A 20,102-nucleotide genomic window follows, 5' to 3' on the forward strand; every position below is an offset into this window, starting at 1 on the left:
CGAGGATTGCCGGACCTACACAACGGCCTGTTCACGTTCCAATTGCGCGATCTGTTCCTTCAGGATGGCCAATGCTTCATCCATCATTTTTCTGTGTGTTCTGAAGGATAGAATGCAAACGCGTAGCATGAACTTCCCGTCAATGCGGGTGGTTGAGAAGAAGAACCTGCCGATCTGCAATACACGGTCCATTACCGCCTGGTTGAAAGCGTCGGCATCTCCGGATGTAGGTACATAGCGGAACACCACCACTGACAGGTCGGGTGTTGGGCCCACTTCCATGTTTTCCCATTGGCTGATCTCGTTGTGGAAGTAGCGGGCCAGCAACATCTTTTCTTCCACGGCGGCCCTGAACGGTTGCACGCCCAGCAGCTGCAGGGGCAGCCACATGCGCAGGCCGCGGAAGTGCTTGGTGAGTTCGGGTGAGAGGTCGGCGGGGGAATCGATGTCGGCGCCGCGGTGGGCGTCCTGCATGTAATTCGCGATGTAGTAATGAGAGGCCATCAGCTTCTTCCTGTCTTTTACCAACACAGCTCCGAGTCCGTAAGGAAGGAACATGCCTTTGTGTGGATCCACTACGATGGAATCCGACAGGTCCATGCCTTTCAATAATTCACGTCCCTGGTCGCACAGGGCAAAGAAACCGCCATAGGCAGCATCGATGTGGAACCATAGGTTTTCCTTTTTGGCGATGCCGGCAATTTCCGTGAGCGGATCAATGGCGCCGGTGTCGGTGGTACCTGCGGAGGCGATGACCAGCCAGGGTTTGAGTCCGTCTGCCTTGTCTTTTGCGATCTGTTCCGCAAGCTTATTGGGCCGGATGCGGAACCTTTCGTCGAGCGGCAGGTGGCGCACGATGCATTCGTGCAGTCCGGCGATGCGGATGGCTTTGTACAGGCAATGGTGTACCTGTGGACTCAGGTAGATAACCGAGCGTTCGATGTCGCGTGCTTTCACCTCCATGGCATCGCGGGCGGTTACGATGGCGATCAGGCTGGCGATGCTGCCGCCGGAGGCCAGGTTGCCGCCGCAGGTTTCCGGGTATCCGAGGAATCCGGCCAGCCATTCGATCATCATGTTCTCCATGCGTACGGCGCCGGGGGAAGCGAAGAAGATGCCGGCGTACCGGTTGGTGACATCGGCGAGGAAGTCGCCCAGGGCTGAATAGTAAACGCCGCCGCCCGGAACGTAGCCGAGGTGGCCGCCGGAAGCCGGGTTCAGGCCGGGTTCATCCACCTGTGTTTCGAGCAGGTGAAGCAGGGTTCGGATGTCGTGCCCGGATTCGCTGACAGGGAGGCTGGTGATACCGGCGCCTTTCTCTTCGCTGATCACATAGGCCTTCTTGTCTTCCAGTGAATCGAGAAAGTTTTCGGCGTAGTGGATCACCGCGTCGGTGACCGTTTTGCGGTCGGTCGCGGGCGTTTCCAGTTGCAGGGCGATGCATTCCAGTTGTTGCAGGCGTTCGGCGATGGTGTCGTTGGCGGATGTATGTGTCATGGCGTGCAGCAGCTTGCTGCGGTTATTTGATGGGAATGAGAGGGGTTTTGGGCGGGGGTAAAGATAGGAAGAAGTCTTTAGTTCAACTTGCAAACCCGCGGTCTTAGATGGTGGTCATGCACCGCAGGCTCCGCCGGATTTTTTTTGCCACCAAGGCACAAAGACACGAAGATTGTTTTGTTGGTTAAATACAATGCAAACATTGGCTCTTATCCCTACGGAACGGATGACAGATCCGTCCTTCCTTGGTGTCTTGGTGCCTTCGTGCCTTCGTGGCATCACAAGAATGCTCCTCTTTGTTCAATGCACTTTGGCCTGATATTTTGGGATGAGGAGATAAACCCGGAATCATGAAGTACCTGAAATTCCTCTTGGCCACGGACGGATTGCGGCGTTTGGGATTTTAGTTCAGGGAGAATTTGGTATAGCCACCAAGGCACAAAGTCACGAAGGAAGGTTTAGCAAAGCAAAGTATCGTGCCTTAGAGCCTTTGTGGCATTCTTTTAGTTTGAGGGTTTTGCCCTCTTTTCAATAAAGTCACCTTCTCTGAAGATGGATTCTTCACTTGTAAGTTGGCGGTCCTGGATTGGTGGAAAGACTTGCTCCATAGGAGCAATACATTGGTGGTATGTGGTTCAACGGGAGATTCAGGCGTGCCGTAGGTACGCCACAGTGAGTTTCCCGCCTACGCCATAGCTTCGGCGGGCAAGCAAGTGGCAAGTGGCAATGCCTTACCCCGGAGGGGTAATAGGTTTATAGCATAAACGGCATAACGGATTAACATCAGGATATGTGTAGGAATAGAATCCATCGTGCATTGAAGCAACGCCGGGGCACGTGCCAGTTAGACGGGATAGCAGCGGAAAGCCCGCAGTGTGAAGGCATGGGTGAGGGACGGACTTGCAGCGAATAGCCCGACGGTTGTTTGTTTGAAAAACCGGACCGCCTTCTTCACTTTTCCTTTTTTCCGGACTTCTTCTTGGTGTTGGGGATCTCAGGTTGTGGGGCGGGTGACTCTTTCTGCTCGGAAGCCGACTTCACATCTTTGGACATGGTTTGTGCGGCGTGGTCGATGTAGAAATAGAGGACACGGCTTTGGGGTTGGCCGGTGGAGGGGTCGGGCCATTTCATTTCCACCATGTCTACCTGCAGGTTGTGGATGTCGCGGGTGGTGGTGATATCGCCGACTTTCGCATCCAGGAAGCGGGAGATAAAGAGGGGAGGGTCCATGGGGCTCAGGGCGAAGAAGGCATGCTCGGGGTCGGTGCCGGTGCCGCTGCGGGCGACGGCGCGCATGATGCGGTTGAAGCGGATCGCCAGGTTGCGGCTGGAGTCGGGCTTGTTCAGTTTGAAGCAGGCAAAGGAACCTTCGATGAGGGCTTTGGTGGAAAACGGGAAAATCTGCAGGATGGAATCACACAGCGCAAGTGCTTCCGCAAATTTTCCTTCTTCATTGAGTTTTCCGGTTTGCACCTCGGTAAAGGCCAGGTTGTAGGGTTGGTAGTTGCTACGGGTGGTCTGGGCGATCAGCAGCTTCAAAACTTCTTCGTCTTTCAGGGTGGTGTCGGCGGCGACGAACCGGTCCAGGTTCTGCTGGTTCACACCGGCCTGTTCGGGCGCGGCGGCTTCGGTGCGCAGGCGGTTGAAATCATCTGAATAAGAAAAGGCGAACTTCTGGGCGGAGGCGGTTTGCACGATGAGTGCCAGCAGGCCGATGAATGTAAGTTTTTTCACGGGGCAATGATACGGATTACAGTTGTGCCCCAAGTTAGCAGATTGTTACGCACGGGGATGCACCGATGTTAATAACTTATTGTTGGCGGGGTTGGTATTCGCCGGGCTTTTCGCCTACTTTGTAGATCAATCATTTTATGAACTTTTCCCCGGAAAACATGCTTTTCCGGGCGATTCAAATGCAATTGAAAAGATGTTGAAGCCAGGTGACAAAGCGCCCGTTTTTTCCGGTAAGGATCAGGATGGCAATGCCATCTCCCTGGAGAATTTCAAGGGGAAGAAAGTGGTGCTGTATTTTTATCCCAAAGATGATACACCGGGTTGCACGGCGGAATCCTGCAACCTGCGCGACAATTACGACATGCTGTTGAAGAAGGGCTTTGCCGTGGTGGGCGTGAGCGCCGACACGGTGAAAAGCCACAAGAAGTTCGCCGTCAAGTTCGACCTGCCGTTCCCTTTGCTCGCCGACACCGAGAAGGAAACCATCAACGCCTATGGCGTGTGGGGGCCCAAGAAGTTCATGGGTCGCGAATACGATGGCATCATCCGCACCACATTCGTGATCGGCGAGACCGGTATCATCGAAGAGGTGATCACCGATGTGAACACGGCCGAGCATACCAGCCAGGTCCTTGAAAGCATGTCGGGATAGCTTCGGCTGACATTCAAACCAATACCAAGTATTTCATCCTAACCCAACAGATATATGGCCACCGCTGTAGAAAAAAAGACCGAAGACAAGATCGACGCGAACAAGCAGAAAGCGCTGCAACTGACGCTCGACAAGCTTGAAAAAACATATGGCAAAGGTGCCATCATGCGCATGGGCGATTCCGCCGTGGAAGAAATGGAAGTCATCCCTTCCGGCTCACTGACCCTCGACATTGCCCTGGGTGTGAACGGCTACCCCAAGGGCCGCATCATTGAAATCTATGGTCCGGAGTCTTCCGGTAAAACCACCCTGGCCATCCATGCCATCGCCGAAGCACAGAAGCGCGGCGGCATCGCAGCCATCATCGATGCAGAGCACGCGTTCGACCGCTTCTATGCGCAGAAGCTGGGCGTGGACATCGAGAACCTCCTGATCTCCCAACCCGACAACGGTGAGCAGGCCCTCGAAATCGCTGATAACCTCATCCGTTCCGGCGCCATCGACATCCTCGTGATCGACTCGGTAGCGGCGCTCACGCCCCGCAGCGAGATCGAAGGGGAGATGGGTGATTCGCAGATGGGTCTCCAGGCCCGCCTGATGTCGCAGGCACTGCGTAAGCTCACTGCCACCATCAGCAAAACCAAATGCTGCTGCATCTTCATCAACCAGCTTCGCCAGAAGATCGGCGTGATGTTCGGCAACCCCGAAACCACCACAGGCGGTAACGCGCTCAAGTTTTATGCGTCCATCCGCCTGGATATCCGTCGCACCAGCCAGTTGAAAGACGGTGAGAACGCTTCCGGTAACCGCGCCAAGGTGAAGGTGGTGAAGAACAAGGTGGCGCCGCCGTTCCGTACCGCCGAGTTCGACATCATGTTCGGCGCCGGTATCTCCAAAACGGGAGAGCTGATCGATCTGGGTACCGACAAGAACATCATCCAGAAAAGCGGATCATGGTTCAGTTATGAAGGCACCAAACTCGGCCAGGGCCGCGATGCCGTGAAGCAATTGCTGAGCGACAACCCCGAACTCGCCGAAGAGATCGAAAACAAAATCAAGGAAGTCATCGCGAAGGAAGAAGAAGGAAAGTAACACGGTTCCAGTCACCCCCTTACTTCTTTACCTTCTTACCTGATTACTTCTTTACCTCCTTACGGAATTACCCTCTTACAACTCCGTACCTTTTCCAACCCTTCACGCCGCCGGTGTGAAGGGTTTTTTGTTGGTAGACGGATGCACGGGTTGTGGAGGATTTGGTACTTTGGTCACGGATTACAAATCCGCGACAGCGGGCAGTTGGATTTGGTACTTTCGGTGTGCGATAAGTACAGCGTGTAAATCTGCGCTGCCAGAGGCCGGGAGGCCGTTGTTAAACTGTACAACTTATATATGTCACCGGGCGATTACTACGAAAAACAAATCAATGAACTGACCACTTCGGTCGGGCAAATCACAGGAAAAGTTGAAAGGATTTCCTTGTTCAGGCTGATGTTGGCCGGCATGGCAATCACCTGCATCGTGTTGCTGTTCCGGGAGAGCAACCTGTTGCTTTGGAGCGGACTGGTACTGGCTGTTGGCATATTTGTATTCCTGGTGAAAGCCACCACTGCACTGAAAGAGGAGAAGAGATATAAGGAAGAGTTGCTAAAGATCAATCGAAACGAGGTGAAAGCGTTGGCCGGCGATATATCCTCGTTTGGAAATGGTAAGGAATATATGGATCCGGAGCATCCTTATTCATACGACATGGACATATTCGGGGATGGTTCCATATTTCAGATGTTAAACAGAACCAGCACCCGCCACGGAAATGAGACCCTTGCCGGATGCCTGACAAACTTGTGCACGGATAAGGAGGAAATCATCGCCCGGCAAAAAGCAGTTATTGAGCTGTCCGGCAAAATCGAATGGAGGCAGAGGTTTCAGGCAGTCGGACAACTCACCGTTGAATCACCATCTGATCGCGGACAGATTGAGTATTGGTTGGGTGTGCCGAACACTTTCTATGGTAATAAATTCTATGCACGTATCCGCAAGCTGGTTCCGGCTGTTACGCTGGCAGCATGGGTTGTGTGGGCGGTCGGACTGGTCCCGGTTCATTTGCCGGTGATACTTTCCTCATTGCAGTTGATGCTGACCGGTCAGCACCTCAAGTATGTGAACATGCGGCATCAGCTCATCCACAAAAATCTGGCAACCCTGAGAAAGTTCTATCGCCTGATGGAAACGATCGAACAGGAAGAATTCAGTTCGGAATACCTGGTTGCCATCAAAAGGAAGACATTCCGGAATGATCAAGGGCCGTCAGCGTCTTTTGCCCGGCTGATCAGGCTGGTGGATCAACTCGACAACCGATTGAACATGGTGCTGGCAGGTATATTGAACGGGCTGTTTCTTTGGGATATCAATTACATGTACCAGATTGAAAAGTGGGTGGATGAATTCAGTGAGATGTTCCCGGAATGGATCCACGCCATTGCGCAATTCGATGCATGTTCAAGCCTGGCAGGTTTCATGTATAACCATCCCGGCTATGACGTGCCTGAAGTTCTTGATGCCGACATGTTTCATCTGGAGGTGAGCAAAGGCGGGCATCCGTTGCTGGATCGGGAGGGCCTTGTAACCAATGACCTTGTTCAGAAGGGCAGTCCGAACCTTCTCCTGATCACCGGCGCCAACATGGCGGGTAAGAGCACATTCCTGCGAATGATTGGTGTTAACCTGGTGCTGGCGATGGCAGGCACATGCGTGTGTGCGGAGAGGTTCGCTTTTACCCCTGTAAAGTTGTTCACCAGCATGCGAACGAATGATTCGGTGCAACGGCACACGTCGTTCTTTTTTGCCGAGCTGAAGCGACTCAAATTCATCGTAGACCAGGTGAAGCAAAACAAAATGTCCTACATCATGCTGGATGAAATACTGAAAGGAACCAACTCCCGCGACCAGCATTCGGGGGCAAGTAAGCTCATTGAAAACATCATCCGGTTGAACGGTGTGGGCATGATCGCCACCCACGACGTGGACCTGACCCGGTTGAGTGCTGTTCATCCCGGACAAATCCGGAACATCGCCTTTGAAATTGAGATGGAGAACAATGAAATGAAATTCGACTATACGTACAGGGATGGGGTATGTCAAAACATGAATGCAACCATGCTGATGGAACAGATGAATATCTTCTGAATGCATTCTTGTGTCTCAAACCAGGCGCCATGTATAAAAAGATAGAGGTTAGAAACTAATCATTCAAACATCCGCGAAGCATGAATTACAGCGTTGTTGCCGTTTTGCTGGTTTTGGTGGGGGCGTTTTTCGGATGCGAATCATCGGGTACGGATGAACATGCCGCAGCAAGCCTTATGGATGCGGATACCTCCGTCACAAACGATGCGGTCATCCTGGAGGCATTACTTAACAAGTCCATAAGCGTGGATACCATGCAGGTGGATCAGCGCGATCCCTTCTTGTACTTTAAATCGGGGTATTTTCTTGATGAACATAAAAAATATGCACTGGCGGTGATATGTCCTGCGGATAGCATGTATGACGTTTGCGTGTACACCATCGGGCCCGATGGTTGGCAATTGATAGATGGCGTTCACGGTCTGGATGCATTTCCTGTTGAGTTTGATGTTATGTTTAAGGATTATAATTTTGATGGACAGAATGATGTGTTTATTCAGGTAACGGTATCAAATGGTTGGGCCATGTCTCGGGGGCATCTGTTGATTGTTGATCCGAAAACAAAAGAACTGCAATTGCACCCTGAGGCAAAAGAACTGGCCAACTTGCGACCGGATACCGATTCGAATGTGGTTTTCACAGAAGAGTGGGATGGATACGATTCGGTAAATGGTGAGCAACATTTGGTGATGCTCACGCACCGGTGGATCAACAATGCATTGACTTTGACAGGCAAAAGAAAAGTGACGGTTTCCTTGAGATGAGTTCCGAAAATGTGGTTGTGATAATTTCACTTCCGTTATGATATAAATGCCTGCTTCGTTTGTGTCAATTGGTAATTAAAATGACAAATAAAGAACCATTGCTCATCTTTGCCCGGCAGCCCCATTTTCAAATCAGCACATTAGCACATCGCCCCATTATCAAATTTTCAAATTATCACATTCCCACATTCCCACATTCCCATGCCCCGCTCCCTCACCATCCTCTTCACCTTTCTCTCCCTCTCCGCTTTCGCCCAATCCGATGACTGCACCTGCTTTGCCGGTATCGGCTCCAGGGAGGAGGATACCCCTTTGTTAACCGTCGGTCTGGACAACGGTGTGATCCTCGCGGTATGCGGGTTTGAGCAGAAGGGCTTGAGTGAAGAGGAGATCATGGTTTCGGAATTTGACGTGTTCAATTGCGCCACGGGTGCGTCGCTGGCACAATATGGGATTGCCCGAACCTGCATGCTGAAAAATGAAAAGGGCGGATTGACGATCTCCGAGCTGCGGTTTCTACCTGTGGGGGAAAAGTGGGAATGGAAACAGGTGGTTGTGGGAAACCAACGAATCTATGCCAAAGGCGACCAGGTGCAGGTTGCGCCAAAGACACCTGCCTACGAGCCGACAGAGATGGATACCGCCAGGACAGGGCCTTACCTGAAAGAAATGCGCGGCCTCAAAGGCACCGGTAAGCTTTACCCGGGAAGCATCGAGGAAATACTGGGCCGGCTTGAGGTGATGGCATTGAACAATGTTAAGGAAGCGACTGATATGCTGTACGACTTCGAGCACTATTTCCAGGTTGAACTGTCCGGCGCCATTCGTGATCAGTGGATGGATGCGGTGGAAACGGTGAAGTGGGCAACTGGTAATTAGAAATTAGAAATTAGAAATTAGAAATTAGAAATTAGGAATTAGGAATTAGGAATTAGGAATTTGGAATAGGGAGGATCGCCCCCCTTGGACAAACGCCCATTTTCAAATCCGCGCCAGTACCTTGCGATTTGGTCAATGGTTCCCTTCGGTCGCGTCAATGGTGCCGGGCTCTTCTATTGGCCACTGGCCACTGACCATTGACTTCCTCCGTTTGCGTCAATAAGCTGCGCTGTCAAAAGCTCCCTTCGGTCGCGTCAATGGTGTCCGGCCTTTCTATTGACCACTGACCATTGACCATTGACCATTGACCAATAACCAATAACCAATAACCAATAACCAAATAACCACTATCACATTACCACATCATTTGCTTACTTTGCCTCCATGAAAAAACTGCTGATATGGATGCTGCCCCTGTGTGTATGGCTGGCGGCATGTAACCCGTCGACTGAGAAAGACCAGCCTGTGTCGGACCTGGAGACGCTCAACCGGAAGATACTGGATAACCCGAACGATGCTTCGTTGTACTACCAACGTTCGAAAATGCAAGCGGAGAGCGGGCTCTACGAAGCCGCCATCAAAGACATCGACCGTTCGCTGAAGCTGGACTCCACCAAGGCCGATGTGTATTTCACTGCCGGTGAAGCCTATTTCCATATCAACCAAACGCGCCAGTCGCGTGATGCCTTTGAGAAGTGCGTGCGCCTCAAACCCGACCACGTGGAGGCCCTGCTGAAACTGGCCGAGTTGTACCTCTATGTGAAGGGTTATCCCAAGTCGGTGGAGTATGCCGACCAGGTACTGAAGATCGACAAACACCAGTCGAAGGCTTACATGCTGAAAGGGCTCGACTTTAAGATGCTTGGTGATACCGCCAAGGCCATCTCCAGCTTCCAGACGGCGGTGGAGCAGAACCCCGATTACTATGATGCCTACATGCAACTGGGCCTTCTGAGCGGTATTCAGCACAATCCGTTGGCGATCGATTACTACGACAACGCCCTCCGGCTGGACCCTGTGAGCATAGAGGCCATGTACGGGAAGGCCATGTTCTACCAGCAAAACGGCCATGTGAACCAGGCGCTGGAAGTCTATAACCAGATCCTTACACAGGATTCCAGGCACCTGCAAACCCATTACAACCTCGGCTATATCTATGCGAACGAGTTCAAGAAATATGCGCTGGCCAAAGGCTTTTTTGAAGACGCACTGAAGGTAGACAGCACCTATCTGAAGGCAGAGTACATGATCGGGTATTGCGATGAGATGCTGGGCTTTGACGATAAGGCCGTGGAGATATACTCGGCTGTGCTGAAGAAGGACGCCACGTTCCAATTGGCCACGGACGGATTGCGGCGTTTGGGATTTTAGTTCAGGGAGAATTTGGTATAGCCACAAAGGCACAAAGACACGAAGATTGTTTTGTTGGTTAAATACAATGCAAACATTGGCTCTTATCCCTACGGAACGGATGCAGATCCATCCTGCCTTTGTGACTTTGTGCCTTCGTGGCATAAGAATGCTCCTCTTTGTTCAATGCACTTTGGCATGATATTTTGGGATGAGGAGATAAACCCGGAATCATGAAGTACCTGAAATTCCTCCTGTTTTTCCTTCTGGTAGCCAGCGTGGTTGCACCTGATACCGCTTCCGCGCAAAGAGCTGTGAGCCGCATTGCCGCGAGGAAGTTCCTGCGCAGAACCAATGTGGCGATCCTGTATGCCCGTCAACAAGTGAAAGAAAACCGCAACTTCACCGGTGACCTGGCGAAGGGCATTGCCCACCAGAAACTGGCCCGCCGGTTGCTGATGCAGAACAAACCCCTGCGGGCCATTCATCATTCACGTCGTGCGCGTCTGTTGGCTATCCGGGCCATTCGTGCCAATAAAGGCACTGTACGTCCGGAGTTCGAGGTCAACGGGGAAGAAGAGGGGATGATGGGAAACATGCCATCTGATGAAGACCTGGACAAAGCGCTGAAACGCGATATGCCCGGAGAATCACTCTCTGACGAAGAGGTGATCAAGCGTGATCCTGATATCAATGTAGAGGATGATGCGCCGGGAAGACCAGGGAAAGAATAGTTTCCCCTGTTTCCTTTACGAAGTATTCCATTCCTGAAAGTTCCATGCCATCCAGCTTCCTGCCGATCTTGACAAAGGCATCAAGCTGGATTTTCTTTTTCCATGCTTCGGAAGATAAGGATGCCACCGGTTCGTAGTGCGGTGCCACAAACCGATGTTCCCACGGGTCCCTGCCCATGGCCATTTGCCAGTTCTCACCGAATGCTGCCTGTGATGATTCCAGAACAGGGCGCAGTTGCTCCAGCCTGTGGCCCTGGAGTTGCAGGGTGCACGTAATACCTTGTCCCCACAGAAAAATGGTCCGGAAGGTGAAGATGTCTTCCGTCGTCATCAGGGCAGGGTAATCCCATGCCATCCAGGGCAGGCCGTGGTGGTTCTCGCCGCGATGAATCTTGGCGTTCCATGAGGTAAGGGGTTCAGGTATGTTCAATAGGTTTTGGCGGCAATGGAGAATCCATTGATCGCGAACGTGCTGCATGTCCTGTAAGAGGTGGGTGAGGGCATTGTTCTTGGCGCGGATCAGGGCTTCGTCGAACAACAGTTGGATGTCGTCCCGGGTCAGGCGATTCATGATTCATGTAGCCTATGTGAACCTATAAATAGTCTCAAGTGGCGAGTTTCAAGTCTCAAGTTGGTTCCGACGTACGTATGCATTGCGTCAACTGGTACTTGCGGTGAATGTTATTCATCTTTGGCGGGATCCCCCATTTTCACACTGTCACATCACCACATTGTCACATCAACCGGGCATCTTGTACACCACTGTATTCACATTCATGCCGGCGCCTACCGAAGAGAACACCATGTACTGGTTGGGATGGATGCGGTGGCCGTTGAGTTTTTCAGTGAGCAGTAGGTCGAGCAGGATGGGCAGCGTGGCCACGGAATTGTTGCCGAGTTTTGAGATGGTCATCGGCATGGTATTCTCATCGGCTTCTTCGTAGTTGTATAGTTTGAACAGGCGTAACAGGATGGCTTTGTTCATTTTGGCGTTGGCCTGGTGCATCAATACCTTGCTGATGTCGGCGAGGCCCAAACCTGCTTTGTTAAGGCAGCTTTGCACCGTTTGGGGTACATGGTTCAGCGCGTATTCGTAAAGCTTGCGTCCGTTCATCTTCAGAAAGATGGCCTTCGGGTCCACTTCATTGTTATAGGAGCGGCTCATTTTCAGGAGCTGGCAGTGGTCAATGGTGTCTGATCGGGTCAGGTGGTGAAGGATGCCTGCTTTTTCTTCGCCTTCCCGGGCTTCCACCACAACGGCACCTGCGCCGTCTGAATAGAGCATGCTGTCGACATCGTGGGGGTCGCTGACACGTGACAGCGTTTCCGTACCGATTACCAGTACCTTTTTGGCTTCGCCCGATTGGATGAAGTAGTGGGCCTGGATCAGTGCCTGCAGCCACCCAGGGCATCCGAAGGGAACGTCATAGGAGACGGTATAGGGATTAACAATTCCAAGATTTTGCTTGATGCGGGATGCAATGGTGGGGACGAGGTCGGAGCGCATGTTGTTGGCATCCACATCTCCGAAGTTATGGGCCACGATGATGTAGTCCAGCGATTCTTTATCAATACCGGCCGAAGCGATGGCTTTCTTCGCTGCCAATAGTCCGAGATCGGATGCCACCTGGTTGGGTTCGGCATACCTTCTTTCCTCAATCTCCGTGATCTCGAAGAACTTCTGTACGATCTCAGATACGGGCTTTTGCATGAGCTCACCGGAATCGTAGTAGAAAGTATTTCGAAGGAAATGTTCGTTGGGAATGACAGTTTTCGGGATCTCGCTCCCGGTGCCTGTGATGATTGAGTTTACAGTGGGTGTAGTCAAAGTATTTTGGAATCGGGTAAGGACAAATATCTCTTTAAATAATGAGAATACCAGCGTTCTAGCTGATTTATTTGGAAAAGGTCAGAAGCCCCGTTTGAAGAAAATGTAGTCGGAAACAGGTGGTGTGATATCTGCAGCACGAAGCATCGACACGATTTGGGCCCGGTGGTGGGTGGTGTGGTTGCATACATGGAGGAGGATGTCGCCAGCTGTGTTTTGAAACGATTGCCCCTTGGTGTTTTGATAGGAGATGACTGCGTTCGGATCCATATCTCCCAACAGGGAAAGGGTGGTGCGATGGTTCTCTTCCTGAACAACGAGGGCGTTTTCCAACGGAAACGTTTCAAAGGGAGATGAAGATGTTTTTCCCCGGAGTCGGTTGTTCCAGATTCGTTGTGCGTTCAGGATGTGACAGAACAGGGGGTGGGCGCGTTCATCCACCCGATCTTGATGTGCGATCAACAACTCCAATATCGCACGATTGAAATGATCGTGGTATACGAGCAGGTCGCGGAGCATGTGTTTGGCGTCCATGACGAATCAGGTTTGCAATACGCCGGGGTTGAACGCCCGCGTGATGGGTGCATGGTTGGCCATTTCAATACCCATGGAGATCATCTTGCGGGTCTCCAACGGGTCGATGATGGCATCTACCCACAGGCGGGATGCGGCATAGTAAGGTGACATCTGCGAATTGTACCTGTCGGTGATGGTTTTCAGCAGTTCGTTCTTTTCTTTTTCATCGATTTCCTGGCCTTTGCTTTTGAGGGCACTTACCTGTATCTGCAGCAACGTTTTGGCGGCTTGTGCGCCACCCATTACGGCGATTTGTGCCGTGGGCCATGCGGCAATCAGCCGGGGATCATAAGCTTTTCCGCACATGGCATAATTGCCGGCGCCGAAGGAGTTACCCATGATCACGGTGAACTTGGGCACCACGCTGTTTGACATGGCATTCACCATTTTTGCGCCGTCTTTGATGATACCGCCCTGCTCCGAGCGGGAGCCGACCATGAAGCCGGTCACATCCTGCAGGAAAACCAAGGGGATCTTTTTCTGGTTGCAGTTCATGATGAAGCGGGCTGCCTTGTCGGCAGAGTCGGAGTAGATGACGCCGCCGAACTGCATTTCGCCTTTCTTGTTCTTGATCACTTTTCGTTGGTTGGCCACGATGCCTACCGACCAGCCATCGATACGGGCGAGACCGCAGAGGATGGTTTTGCCGTAGCTGGCTTTGTATTCTTCGAAATCTGAATTGTCTACCAGGCGTTCGATGATTTCCATCGTCTCATAAGGTTTCTCGCGGCCGTCGGGCATGATGCCGTAGATTTCTTTGGGGTCTTTGGCAGGTGGTTGGGGTTCGGCGCGGTCAAAGCCGGCTTTTTCAAAGTGGCCCACCTTGTCCATGATGTTGCGGATCCTTTGCAGGCAATCCTCATCATTCTTGCATTTGTAGTCGGTCACCCCGGAGATTTCGCAATGGGTGGTGGCGCCGCCCAGTGTTTCGTTATCAATGTCTTCACCGATGGCGGCCTTTACAAGGTAAGAGCCGGCGAGGAAGATGGTGCCGGTCTTATCCACGATCATGGCCTCGTCTGACATGATGGGGAGGTAAGCGCCTCCGGCTACGCAACTGCCCATGATGGCGGCGATCTGGATGATGCCGTGGGAAGACATGATGGCGTTGTTGCGGAAAATGCGTCCGAAGTGTTCTTTGTCAGGGAAGATCTCATCTTGCATGGGCAGGTATACGCCGGCACTGTCAACCAGGTAGATGATCGGCAGGCGGTTTTCGATGGAGATCTCTTGTGCCCGCAGGTTTTTCTTCCCGGTGATCGGGAACCAGGCGCCGGCTTTGACGGTGGCATCGTTGGCTACAATCATGCACTGGCGTCCGCTGACGTAGCCGATACCAGTCACCACGCCACCGGAGGGACAACCTCCGTGTTCTTCATACATGCCGTCGCCGGCGAAGGCGCCGACTTCGAAAAAGGGTTTACCGGGGTCGATCAGTTTCTCGATGCGTTCGCGGGCGGTCAGCTTGCCTTGCTCGTGTAGTTTCTCGATTTTGGCTTTGCCGCCACCGAGGGAGACTTCCTCGTGTTTTTTGCGCAGGCGGGTAAGGAGCATGCGCATGGCATCCTCGTTCTTGTTGAATGTCAGGTCCAATGTTTCCACTTTTGTCATGGAAGCAAACGTACGGAAAAAATAGTCGTAAGTCTATAGTCTTTAGTCGTAAGTTGGCATTCGGCGTATGTGGGCGCAATACCATTGATGAATGAGGAATTAGGGATTAGGAATTAGGAATGTGTTAGTCGAAATATCTTTTCATGTGACGATGCGCATTGCTCTGTAGGAGCAACACATTGGTAGCAAAGTGATTCGTGAAAAAGAATGCAGCGTGCCGTAGGTACGCCACAAATAGTCGTAAGTCTATAGTCTTTAGTCGTAAGTTGGTATCCGTGGTATTTGGGCGCAATGCCTTTGGTGAATTAGGGATTAGGGATTAGGAATTAGGAATGTGTTAGTCGAAATATCTTTTCATGTGACGATGCGCATTGCTCTGTAGGAGCAACACATTGGTAGCAAAGTGATTCGTGAAAAAGAATGCAGCGTGCCGTAGGTACGCCACAAATAGTCGTAAGTCTATAGTCTTTAGTCGTAAGTTGGTATCCGTGGTATTTGGGCGCAATGCCTTTGGTGAATTAGGGATTAGGGATTAGGAATTAGGAATGTGTTAGTCGAAATATCTTTTCATGTGACGATGCGCATTGCTCTGTAGGAGCAACACATTGGTAGCAAAGTGATTCGTGAAAAAGAATGCAGCGTGCCGTAGGTACGCCACAAATAGTCGTAAGTCTTTAGTCTTTGGTCGTAAGTTGGTATCCGTGGTATTTGGGCGCAATGCCTTTGGTGAATGAGGAATTAGGGATTAGAAATTAGGGATTGGGCGGCATGCCATCTAATATCTACCGTCTCTCAACTGCGACAACGACGGAACGCCTGCAACATAGCCCCGATAGGAGTGGCACCCGCCTTCGCTGAAGCTATGGCGGGCGAGGCCCAAAAACCATTGGAGTCAGTTGATTTCCCGCATCAAAAAGTCCGGGCGGGTACAGCGGATAGCGGGACGGCTGTTGGGCAGAACGATAAGCGTACCGCTTCAAAAAAACTAAAGACTTGTGACTAACGACTTACGACTCTTTCGCTGGCTCGTCTTTTTGTCCTCTGATGCGTTTCCAGATGAACGAGAAGGCGCCGGCTACAGCGATGGCGATGAACTTCAGGTATTTCAGTATGATGGCGAAGAAGCCGACTTTGGCGAGAAGTTTCCCGGCAACGAGACCGCCGATGGTCCATGCGGCTACCTGATCCACGTCGGGGTCGAAGTCGAGGTAGGTATTACCCGGGGTGAATTCGATCATGCTGAAGAGGCTGGGGATGTCTGCTTTCACGCTGTCGATCAAACTCATGCCGGAGATGGCGTTGACCACCAGCACGCCTTTGCGGCCGAGGATGCGAACGTTGTAGTTGAGGGTGTTTTCTTCTTCTTCACCGAAACGAACTTCTTTGGCCCAGTGGAGGATGCGGCGGTCTTTGTCGTAATAGGGAGGAGAGGCCCAGCCGATCATTTCGATGGGGTCGTATCCCATTTGTACGCGTTGTTTGTTGGCTTCCTGGGCGTCTTGTTTGAGTTCTTTCAGGAGGTCGTCGTAGTTGATGTCATCGGCGTCATCGTCTTTGACGTAGCCCATGGGGTCGTATTCTACGGTGTATGCCCATGAGTCGGGACTTGTTACGCCGTGTTCAGCGCGCACCAGCAGGCCGAGGGGAGGAGTGTCGTCTTTGGGATTGCCCCAGACATCAACGAGCACGCGTTCGGCTTCCTCCGATTCAAGGAATCTGTAACCATCGGGTACGTTGATGGTAGCTATGCCGTCACCGAGGATGATTTTCCCTTGTTTGTAATGGAGGGAGCTTTCGATGGAATCCATCTCCTGGGCGTAGCTGCGGATCAGTGAGTCCAGGTTGATACCCAGTGAATCGGTAGAGAGGGAAACCGTGTCGCCGTCGGCAGCCGCAAGGTTGATGAAGAGGGAGAGGGAGATGGAAAGGAAGGAGGTTTTTTTCATGGAGGGATTTAATTTGATAATTTGTTCATGTGCTGATTTGAAAATGGTGCATCCGACCGGAGTGTGTGTGGTAGATATGGTGCAGGTGGATCTTTGATGGTGGGATGCCATTGACGCAACCGGAGGGAGCCATTGACCGCGTAGCCTATTGACACGAACGCAGTGAGTCATTTACCTTTCCCCTTCTTACTCGATTTTGCTTTCGGATTAAATGCCAGGCATTCGTTTACCCAGAAGGAGAGATCGGTTTCATTATCGATGCCGGAAGCATTGATGATGAGGAACCCTTTCATGGGTTTGCCGGTGAAATCCATGATGCGGGCGCCTTTTTTCTTGAGCAAGGTGTCTTTGTTGTCGGGATCCACCCGAGCCATGAGTTCGTCTTGCATAACGCCGATACACATCTTATCATCCACCATGATGCAGAGTCCGCCCATCATTTTCTTTTCTTCAAAGGCGGTCTTTTGGTCGCGGAGTATATTCCGGATCCGGTCGGCGAGAAATTCGTTGTAGGCCATAGGGGTAGGTGTGGCGTTATGAGTTCGTAACTTATACTTCGGTTGGTAAGATAGGTAAATGTTGTTGATGGAATGTTGCCTGTATAGGTATTTGTTTGAACACACTTCCGGAAGTTGACATCATTTCTCCTTTCTTTTATATTTAACCGGTCAGAAGCCGAGAGTTTCTGATCGTATTCAACCATTCCAATCATGAACAAATCCACCCATACCCGCGACCACATGGAAGGCAAAGCCATGCGCTACCGTGTGCTGGTCGTGTATGAAGAAGACGGTGAACGCAAAACGGAGAGCGTATGGGCCACGCAAACCGGTGAACATTATGTGGTGGCCAGCATCCCGTTTTTTGCAAGGAACCTTGCGATGGATGATGTGGTGGAAGTCGCAAGCGACGGAGACACGTTGCGCCTGAAAAATACCGTGCGGCCTTCGGGCAACAGCGTGGTGCGGCTGGTGGTGTTTGATGAACGTACGATCGATGAAGTATGTGCCGCATTCACCGCCATGGGATGTGACTGGGAGGTAAGTCATGTGAAACACCTGATTGCCGTGCACATTCCCAAAGACAAAGACTACTGGGAAGTGAAGCGGTTTCTGGATGCCGGCGAATTCGAGAAGCGCTGGGTGTCCAGCGTAAGCAAAATTCGGACTGTTAAGGTACAATAGTTTAGTCACAGTTTTTTACCTTGAAAGCTAGCTTTCAAGGTAAAAAACCGGAACCTTGAAAAACAGTCCAAACATGAAAAAGAAAGATCAAAGTCCCGAAGCGGTAGTCCGTGAGATCAAACGCAGGACCCGCCGCAAGTTCTCCGCTGAGGAGAAAATCAGAATCGTACTGGAAGGCCTCAAAGGCGAGTTGTCTATTTCAGAGATATGTCGCCGTGAAGGCATTGCCGCCAACCTCTACTATCGCTGGAGTAAAGACTTCCTGGAAGCCGGTAAGAAACGGCTTTTAGGAGATACCCTCCGAGAGGCCAACACCACCGAAGTGGATCATTTCCGCAAGGAGAACAGCCAGCTGAAAGAAGTGGTCGCCGAGCTCACCCTGCAGAATAGGGTCCTAAAAAAAAGTTTGAGTGGGGACGCTTAAAAAGGCAGCGGTATATGCGATACAGTCAATCAGAGAAAATGGAGATCATTTCCATAGTGGAAAACAGTGATCTGAGCGTACGGGCCACCCTGAAAGAGCTGGACATTCCCAAGGCGACTTTCTATGACTGGTACGACCGGTATCTGCGGGAAGGGTTTGAAGGACTGGCTCCCAAGAAGCGGGCGGCAAGAAGCCAGTGGAACCGGATCCCCGATGAGAAACGCCAGGAGGTGGTAGAGCTGGCCCTGGACATGGAAGACCTCTCATCCAGAGAACTGGCCTGGCACATCGTAGATCACCGGGGCTGGTATATCAGCGAGTCCAGCGTGCATGCCATTCTCAAAGAAAGAGGGCTGATCACTGCACCGGCCTTTGTGGTGGATCATGCTGCCAACCAGTACAAAGACAAGACCTCCCGGGTCAACCAGATGTGGCAGACCGATTTCACTTACCTGAAAGTAGTGGGACACTGGGGATGGTATTACCTCTGCACGGTACTGGATGATTACTCCCGCTACGTGATCCATGCCGAACTATGCACCAACATGGCAGCCGATGACGTACAGCGCAATATCGATAAGGCCATTGAGATCACCGGTGTGGTTCCTGACAAAACCACACAGTCTCTCAAAGTACTCAGCGACAATGGCCCGTGTTACATCGCCAAAGACCTGGCTGACTTCTTCCAGGACAGAGAGATCAAGCATGTGCGCGGAAGAGTCCGTCATCCACAGACCCAGGGAAAGATCGAGCGCTGGCATCAGTCCATGAAGAATGTGATCAAGCTGGACAACTACTATTCACCCGATGAGTTGCGCCAGGCACTGGCTGAGTTCATTGAATATTACAACAACCGTAGATACCATGAATCACTGGAAAATCTCACCCCTGCCGACGTATTCTTCGGCAGGGATAAACAGATCCTGGCCAGACGAAAACAAATCAAAGAAAGAACCATGAAACAAAGAAGAAAATACCACCGTCAGCAAATGTTAAATCTATGACTTAAATTAGATCGCCTTTTGTCCGGATTTGTTTTAAGACGCACAATGGATGCTCTTCCTTCCGTTCTAAGGCTGTCAGTTCTGCATTCAGATAAATCCTGAGTAATTCGTTGGCTAAGATTTTTGATACCTTATAATCGTGGCTTGTAGAAAATTTAGAATTGGTAGCAAAAAAGAAAGTATCAAGCGAGAGCCTTATATCATGTTTCCCTCGAACAAAATATTTATCGTCAAGGTACGTTGCTCCGGTTCGGTAGTATTGATAAAATTCAAGATTGTTATCGAAAAAACTCTTTAAGCGATCTAACTCATTCATCAAATATTTTTTTTGAACTCTATCGCTACCATTCGGACGCTTTGATTCTATGTTGTAAATCCGTACATAATAAATCAGCTTAGAAAATATACGAGGTTTTAATTCTTTAAAAAAACATATTTCTTCCTGAGTATTTTTAAATCTGTTTGAGATCGCAAATTTTTCAAGACTCTTGAGGCACTCCTGAATTTTATATATAGAATGTTCACTTTTCTTGAGGATATTACTCTCCTCGCTCTCAATGAGCTTTAACTCTTTTTCTAAATCATCTATTAGTGTATTTATGACCTTCTTCAAGTTTTTACATGCTTTTAATCGTTGTGATAAAAGACATCATTTCATTTATGAATGAATCCTTCCTCCATAGTAGGAAAATCTGAAAATTAAAAAGGAGGACTCATATTGGCCCTCCTTTAGCTG

Annotated in this window: 17 protein-coding genes and 1 pseudogene; 9 read left to right on the forward strand and 9 right to left on the reverse strand. The window is 50.9% G+C overall.

Annotated elements, in window-relative coordinates:
- Nucleotides 1–15 precede the first annotated feature (15 nt).
- Both H6585_04780 and H6585_04785 read right to left on the reverse strand, forming a co-directional pair.
- On the reverse strand, nt 16–1,497 hold the full coding sequence (locus H6585_04780; protein ID MCB9447643.1) for an aminotransferase class V-fold PLP-dependent enzyme: 1,482 nt from the start codon (nt 1,495–1,497) through the stop codon (nt 16–18).
- A 951-nt stretch (nt 1,498–2,448) separates the two neighbouring features.
- On the reverse strand, nt 2,449–3,231 hold the full coding sequence (locus H6585_04785; protein MCB9447644.1) for a DUF4919 domain-containing protein: 783 nt from the start codon (nt 3,229–3,231) through the stop codon (nt 2,449–2,451).
- 193 nt (nt 3,232–3,424) lie between these two features.
- Between H6585_04785 and bcp the strand changes: the two genes are divergently transcribed.
- The 7 genes from bcp to H6585_04820 all read left to right on the forward strand — a co-directional run bounded on the left by bcp (nt 3,425) and on the right by H6585_04820 (nt 10,793).
- Nucleotides 3,425–3,883: a thioredoxin-dependent thiol peroxidase gene (bcp, locus tag H6585_04790; protein ID MCB9447645.1), complete on the forward strand. Its 459-nt coding sequence runs from the start codon at nt 3,425–3,427 to the stop codon at nt 3,881–3,883.
- A gap of 54 nt (nt 3,884–3,937) precedes the next feature.
- The gene (gene recA, locus H6585_04795) at nt 3,938–4,975 is read left to right on the forward strand and encodes a recombinase RecA (GenBank protein MCB9447646.1); all 1,038 of its coding nucleotides are present in this window, start codon (nt 3,938–3,940) and stop codon (nt 4,973–4,975) included.
- 297 nt (nt 4,976–5,272) lie between these two features.
- Nucleotides 5,273–7,066, forward strand: coding sequence for a hypothetical protein (locus tag H6585_04800; protein ID MCB9447647.1), 1,794 nt, complete (start codon nt 5,273–5,275; stop codon nt 7,064–7,066).
- Between the two features lie 80 nt (nt 7,067–7,146).
- Nucleotides 7,147–7,830, forward strand: a complete 684-nt coding sequence (locus H6585_04805; protein MCB9447648.1) for a hypothetical protein — start codon at nt 7,147–7,149, stop codon at nt 7,828–7,830.
- 201 nt (nt 7,831–8,031) lie between these two features.
- The gene (locus H6585_04810; protein ID MCB9447649.1) at nt 8,032–8,709 is read left to right on the forward strand and encodes a hypothetical protein; all 678 of its coding nucleotides are present in this window, start codon (nt 8,032–8,034) and stop codon (nt 8,707–8,709) included.
- A gap of 384 nt (nt 8,710–9,093) precedes the next feature.
- Entirely contained in the window at nt 9,094–10,080 is a 987-nt protein-coding gene (locus tag H6585_04815) for a tetratricopeptide repeat protein (GenBank protein ID MCB9447650.1), read from the forward strand.
- Between the two features lie 212 nt (nt 10,081–10,292).
- Nucleotides 10,293–10,793: a hypothetical protein gene (locus tag H6585_04820; protein ID MCB9447651.1), complete on the forward strand. Its 501-nt coding sequence runs from the start codon at nt 10,293–10,295 to the stop codon at nt 10,791–10,793.
- Here the strand turns inward: H6585_04820 and H6585_04825 are convergent.
- The 6 genes from H6585_04825 to H6585_04850 all read right to left on the reverse strand — a co-directional run bounded on the left by H6585_04825 (nt 10,750) and on the right by H6585_04850 (nt 17,272).
- Complete coding sequence (locus tag H6585_04825) at nt 10,750–11,364, reverse strand: hypothetical protein (protein ID MCB9447652.1); 615 nt, start codon at nt 11,362–11,364, stop codon at nt 10,750–10,752. The genes H6585_04820 and H6585_04825 overlap by 44 nt on opposite strands.
- 168 nt (nt 11,365–11,532) lie before the next feature.
- Nucleotides 11,533–12,621: a ketoacyl-ACP synthase III gene (locus H6585_04830; GenBank protein ID MCB9447653.1), complete on the reverse strand. Its 1,089-nt coding sequence runs from the start codon at nt 12,619–12,621 to the stop codon at nt 11,533–11,535.
- Nucleotides 12,622–12,702: 81 nt separating this feature from the next.
- Nucleotides 12,703–13,155, reverse strand: a complete 453-nt coding sequence (locus H6585_04835) for a DinB family protein (GenBank protein ID MCB9447654.1) — start codon at nt 13,153–13,155, stop codon at nt 12,703–12,705.
- 6 nt (nt 13,156–13,161) lie between these two features.
- The gene (locus H6585_04840) at nt 13,162–14,790 is read right to left on the reverse strand and encodes an acyl-CoA carboxylase subunit beta (GenBank protein ID MCB9447655.1); all 1,629 of its coding nucleotides are present in this window, start codon (nt 14,788–14,790) and stop codon (nt 13,162–13,164) included.
- A gap of 1,025 nt (nt 14,791–15,815) precedes the next feature.
- The gene (locus tag H6585_04845) at nt 15,816–16,754 is read right to left on the reverse strand and encodes a DUF2167 domain-containing protein (GenBank protein ID MCB9447656.1); all 939 of its coding nucleotides are present in this window, start codon (nt 16,752–16,754) and stop codon (nt 15,816–15,818) included.
- Nucleotides 16,755–16,921: 167 nt separating this feature from the next.
- A complete protein-coding gene (locus H6585_04850) occupies nt 16,922–17,272 on the reverse strand; it encodes a TfoX/Sxy family protein (protein MCB9447657.1) in 351 nt (116 codons plus the stop codon).
- A 192-nt stretch (nt 17,273–17,464) separates the two neighbouring features.
- Here H6585_04850 and H6585_04855 point away from each other — a divergent pair, with 192 nt between their 5' ends.
- Both H6585_04855 and H6585_04860 read left to right on the forward strand, forming a co-directional pair.
- Nucleotides 17,465–17,938: a DUF4265 domain-containing protein gene (locus H6585_04855; GenBank protein MCB9447658.1), complete on the forward strand. Its 474-nt coding sequence runs from the start codon at nt 17,465–17,467 to the stop codon at nt 17,936–17,938.
- 73 nt (nt 17,939–18,011) lie between these two features.
- Nucleotides 18,012–19,366 (forward strand): annotated as a pseudogene (locus H6585_04860) (IS3 family transposase).
- Between the two features lies 1 nt (nt 19,367).
- Here H6585_04860 and H6585_04865 read toward each other — a convergent pair.
- Nucleotides 19,368–19,979: an RteC domain-containing protein gene (locus H6585_04865; GenBank protein MCB9447659.1), complete on the reverse strand. Its 612-nt coding sequence runs from the start codon at nt 19,977–19,979 to the stop codon at nt 19,368–19,370.
- Nucleotides 19,980–20,102: the final 123 nt, after the last annotated feature.

This window comes from Flavobacteriales bacterium, assembly GCA_020635855.1.
Lineage (GTDB): Bacteria > Bacteroidota > Bacteroidia > JACJYZ01 > JACJYZ01 > JACJYZ01.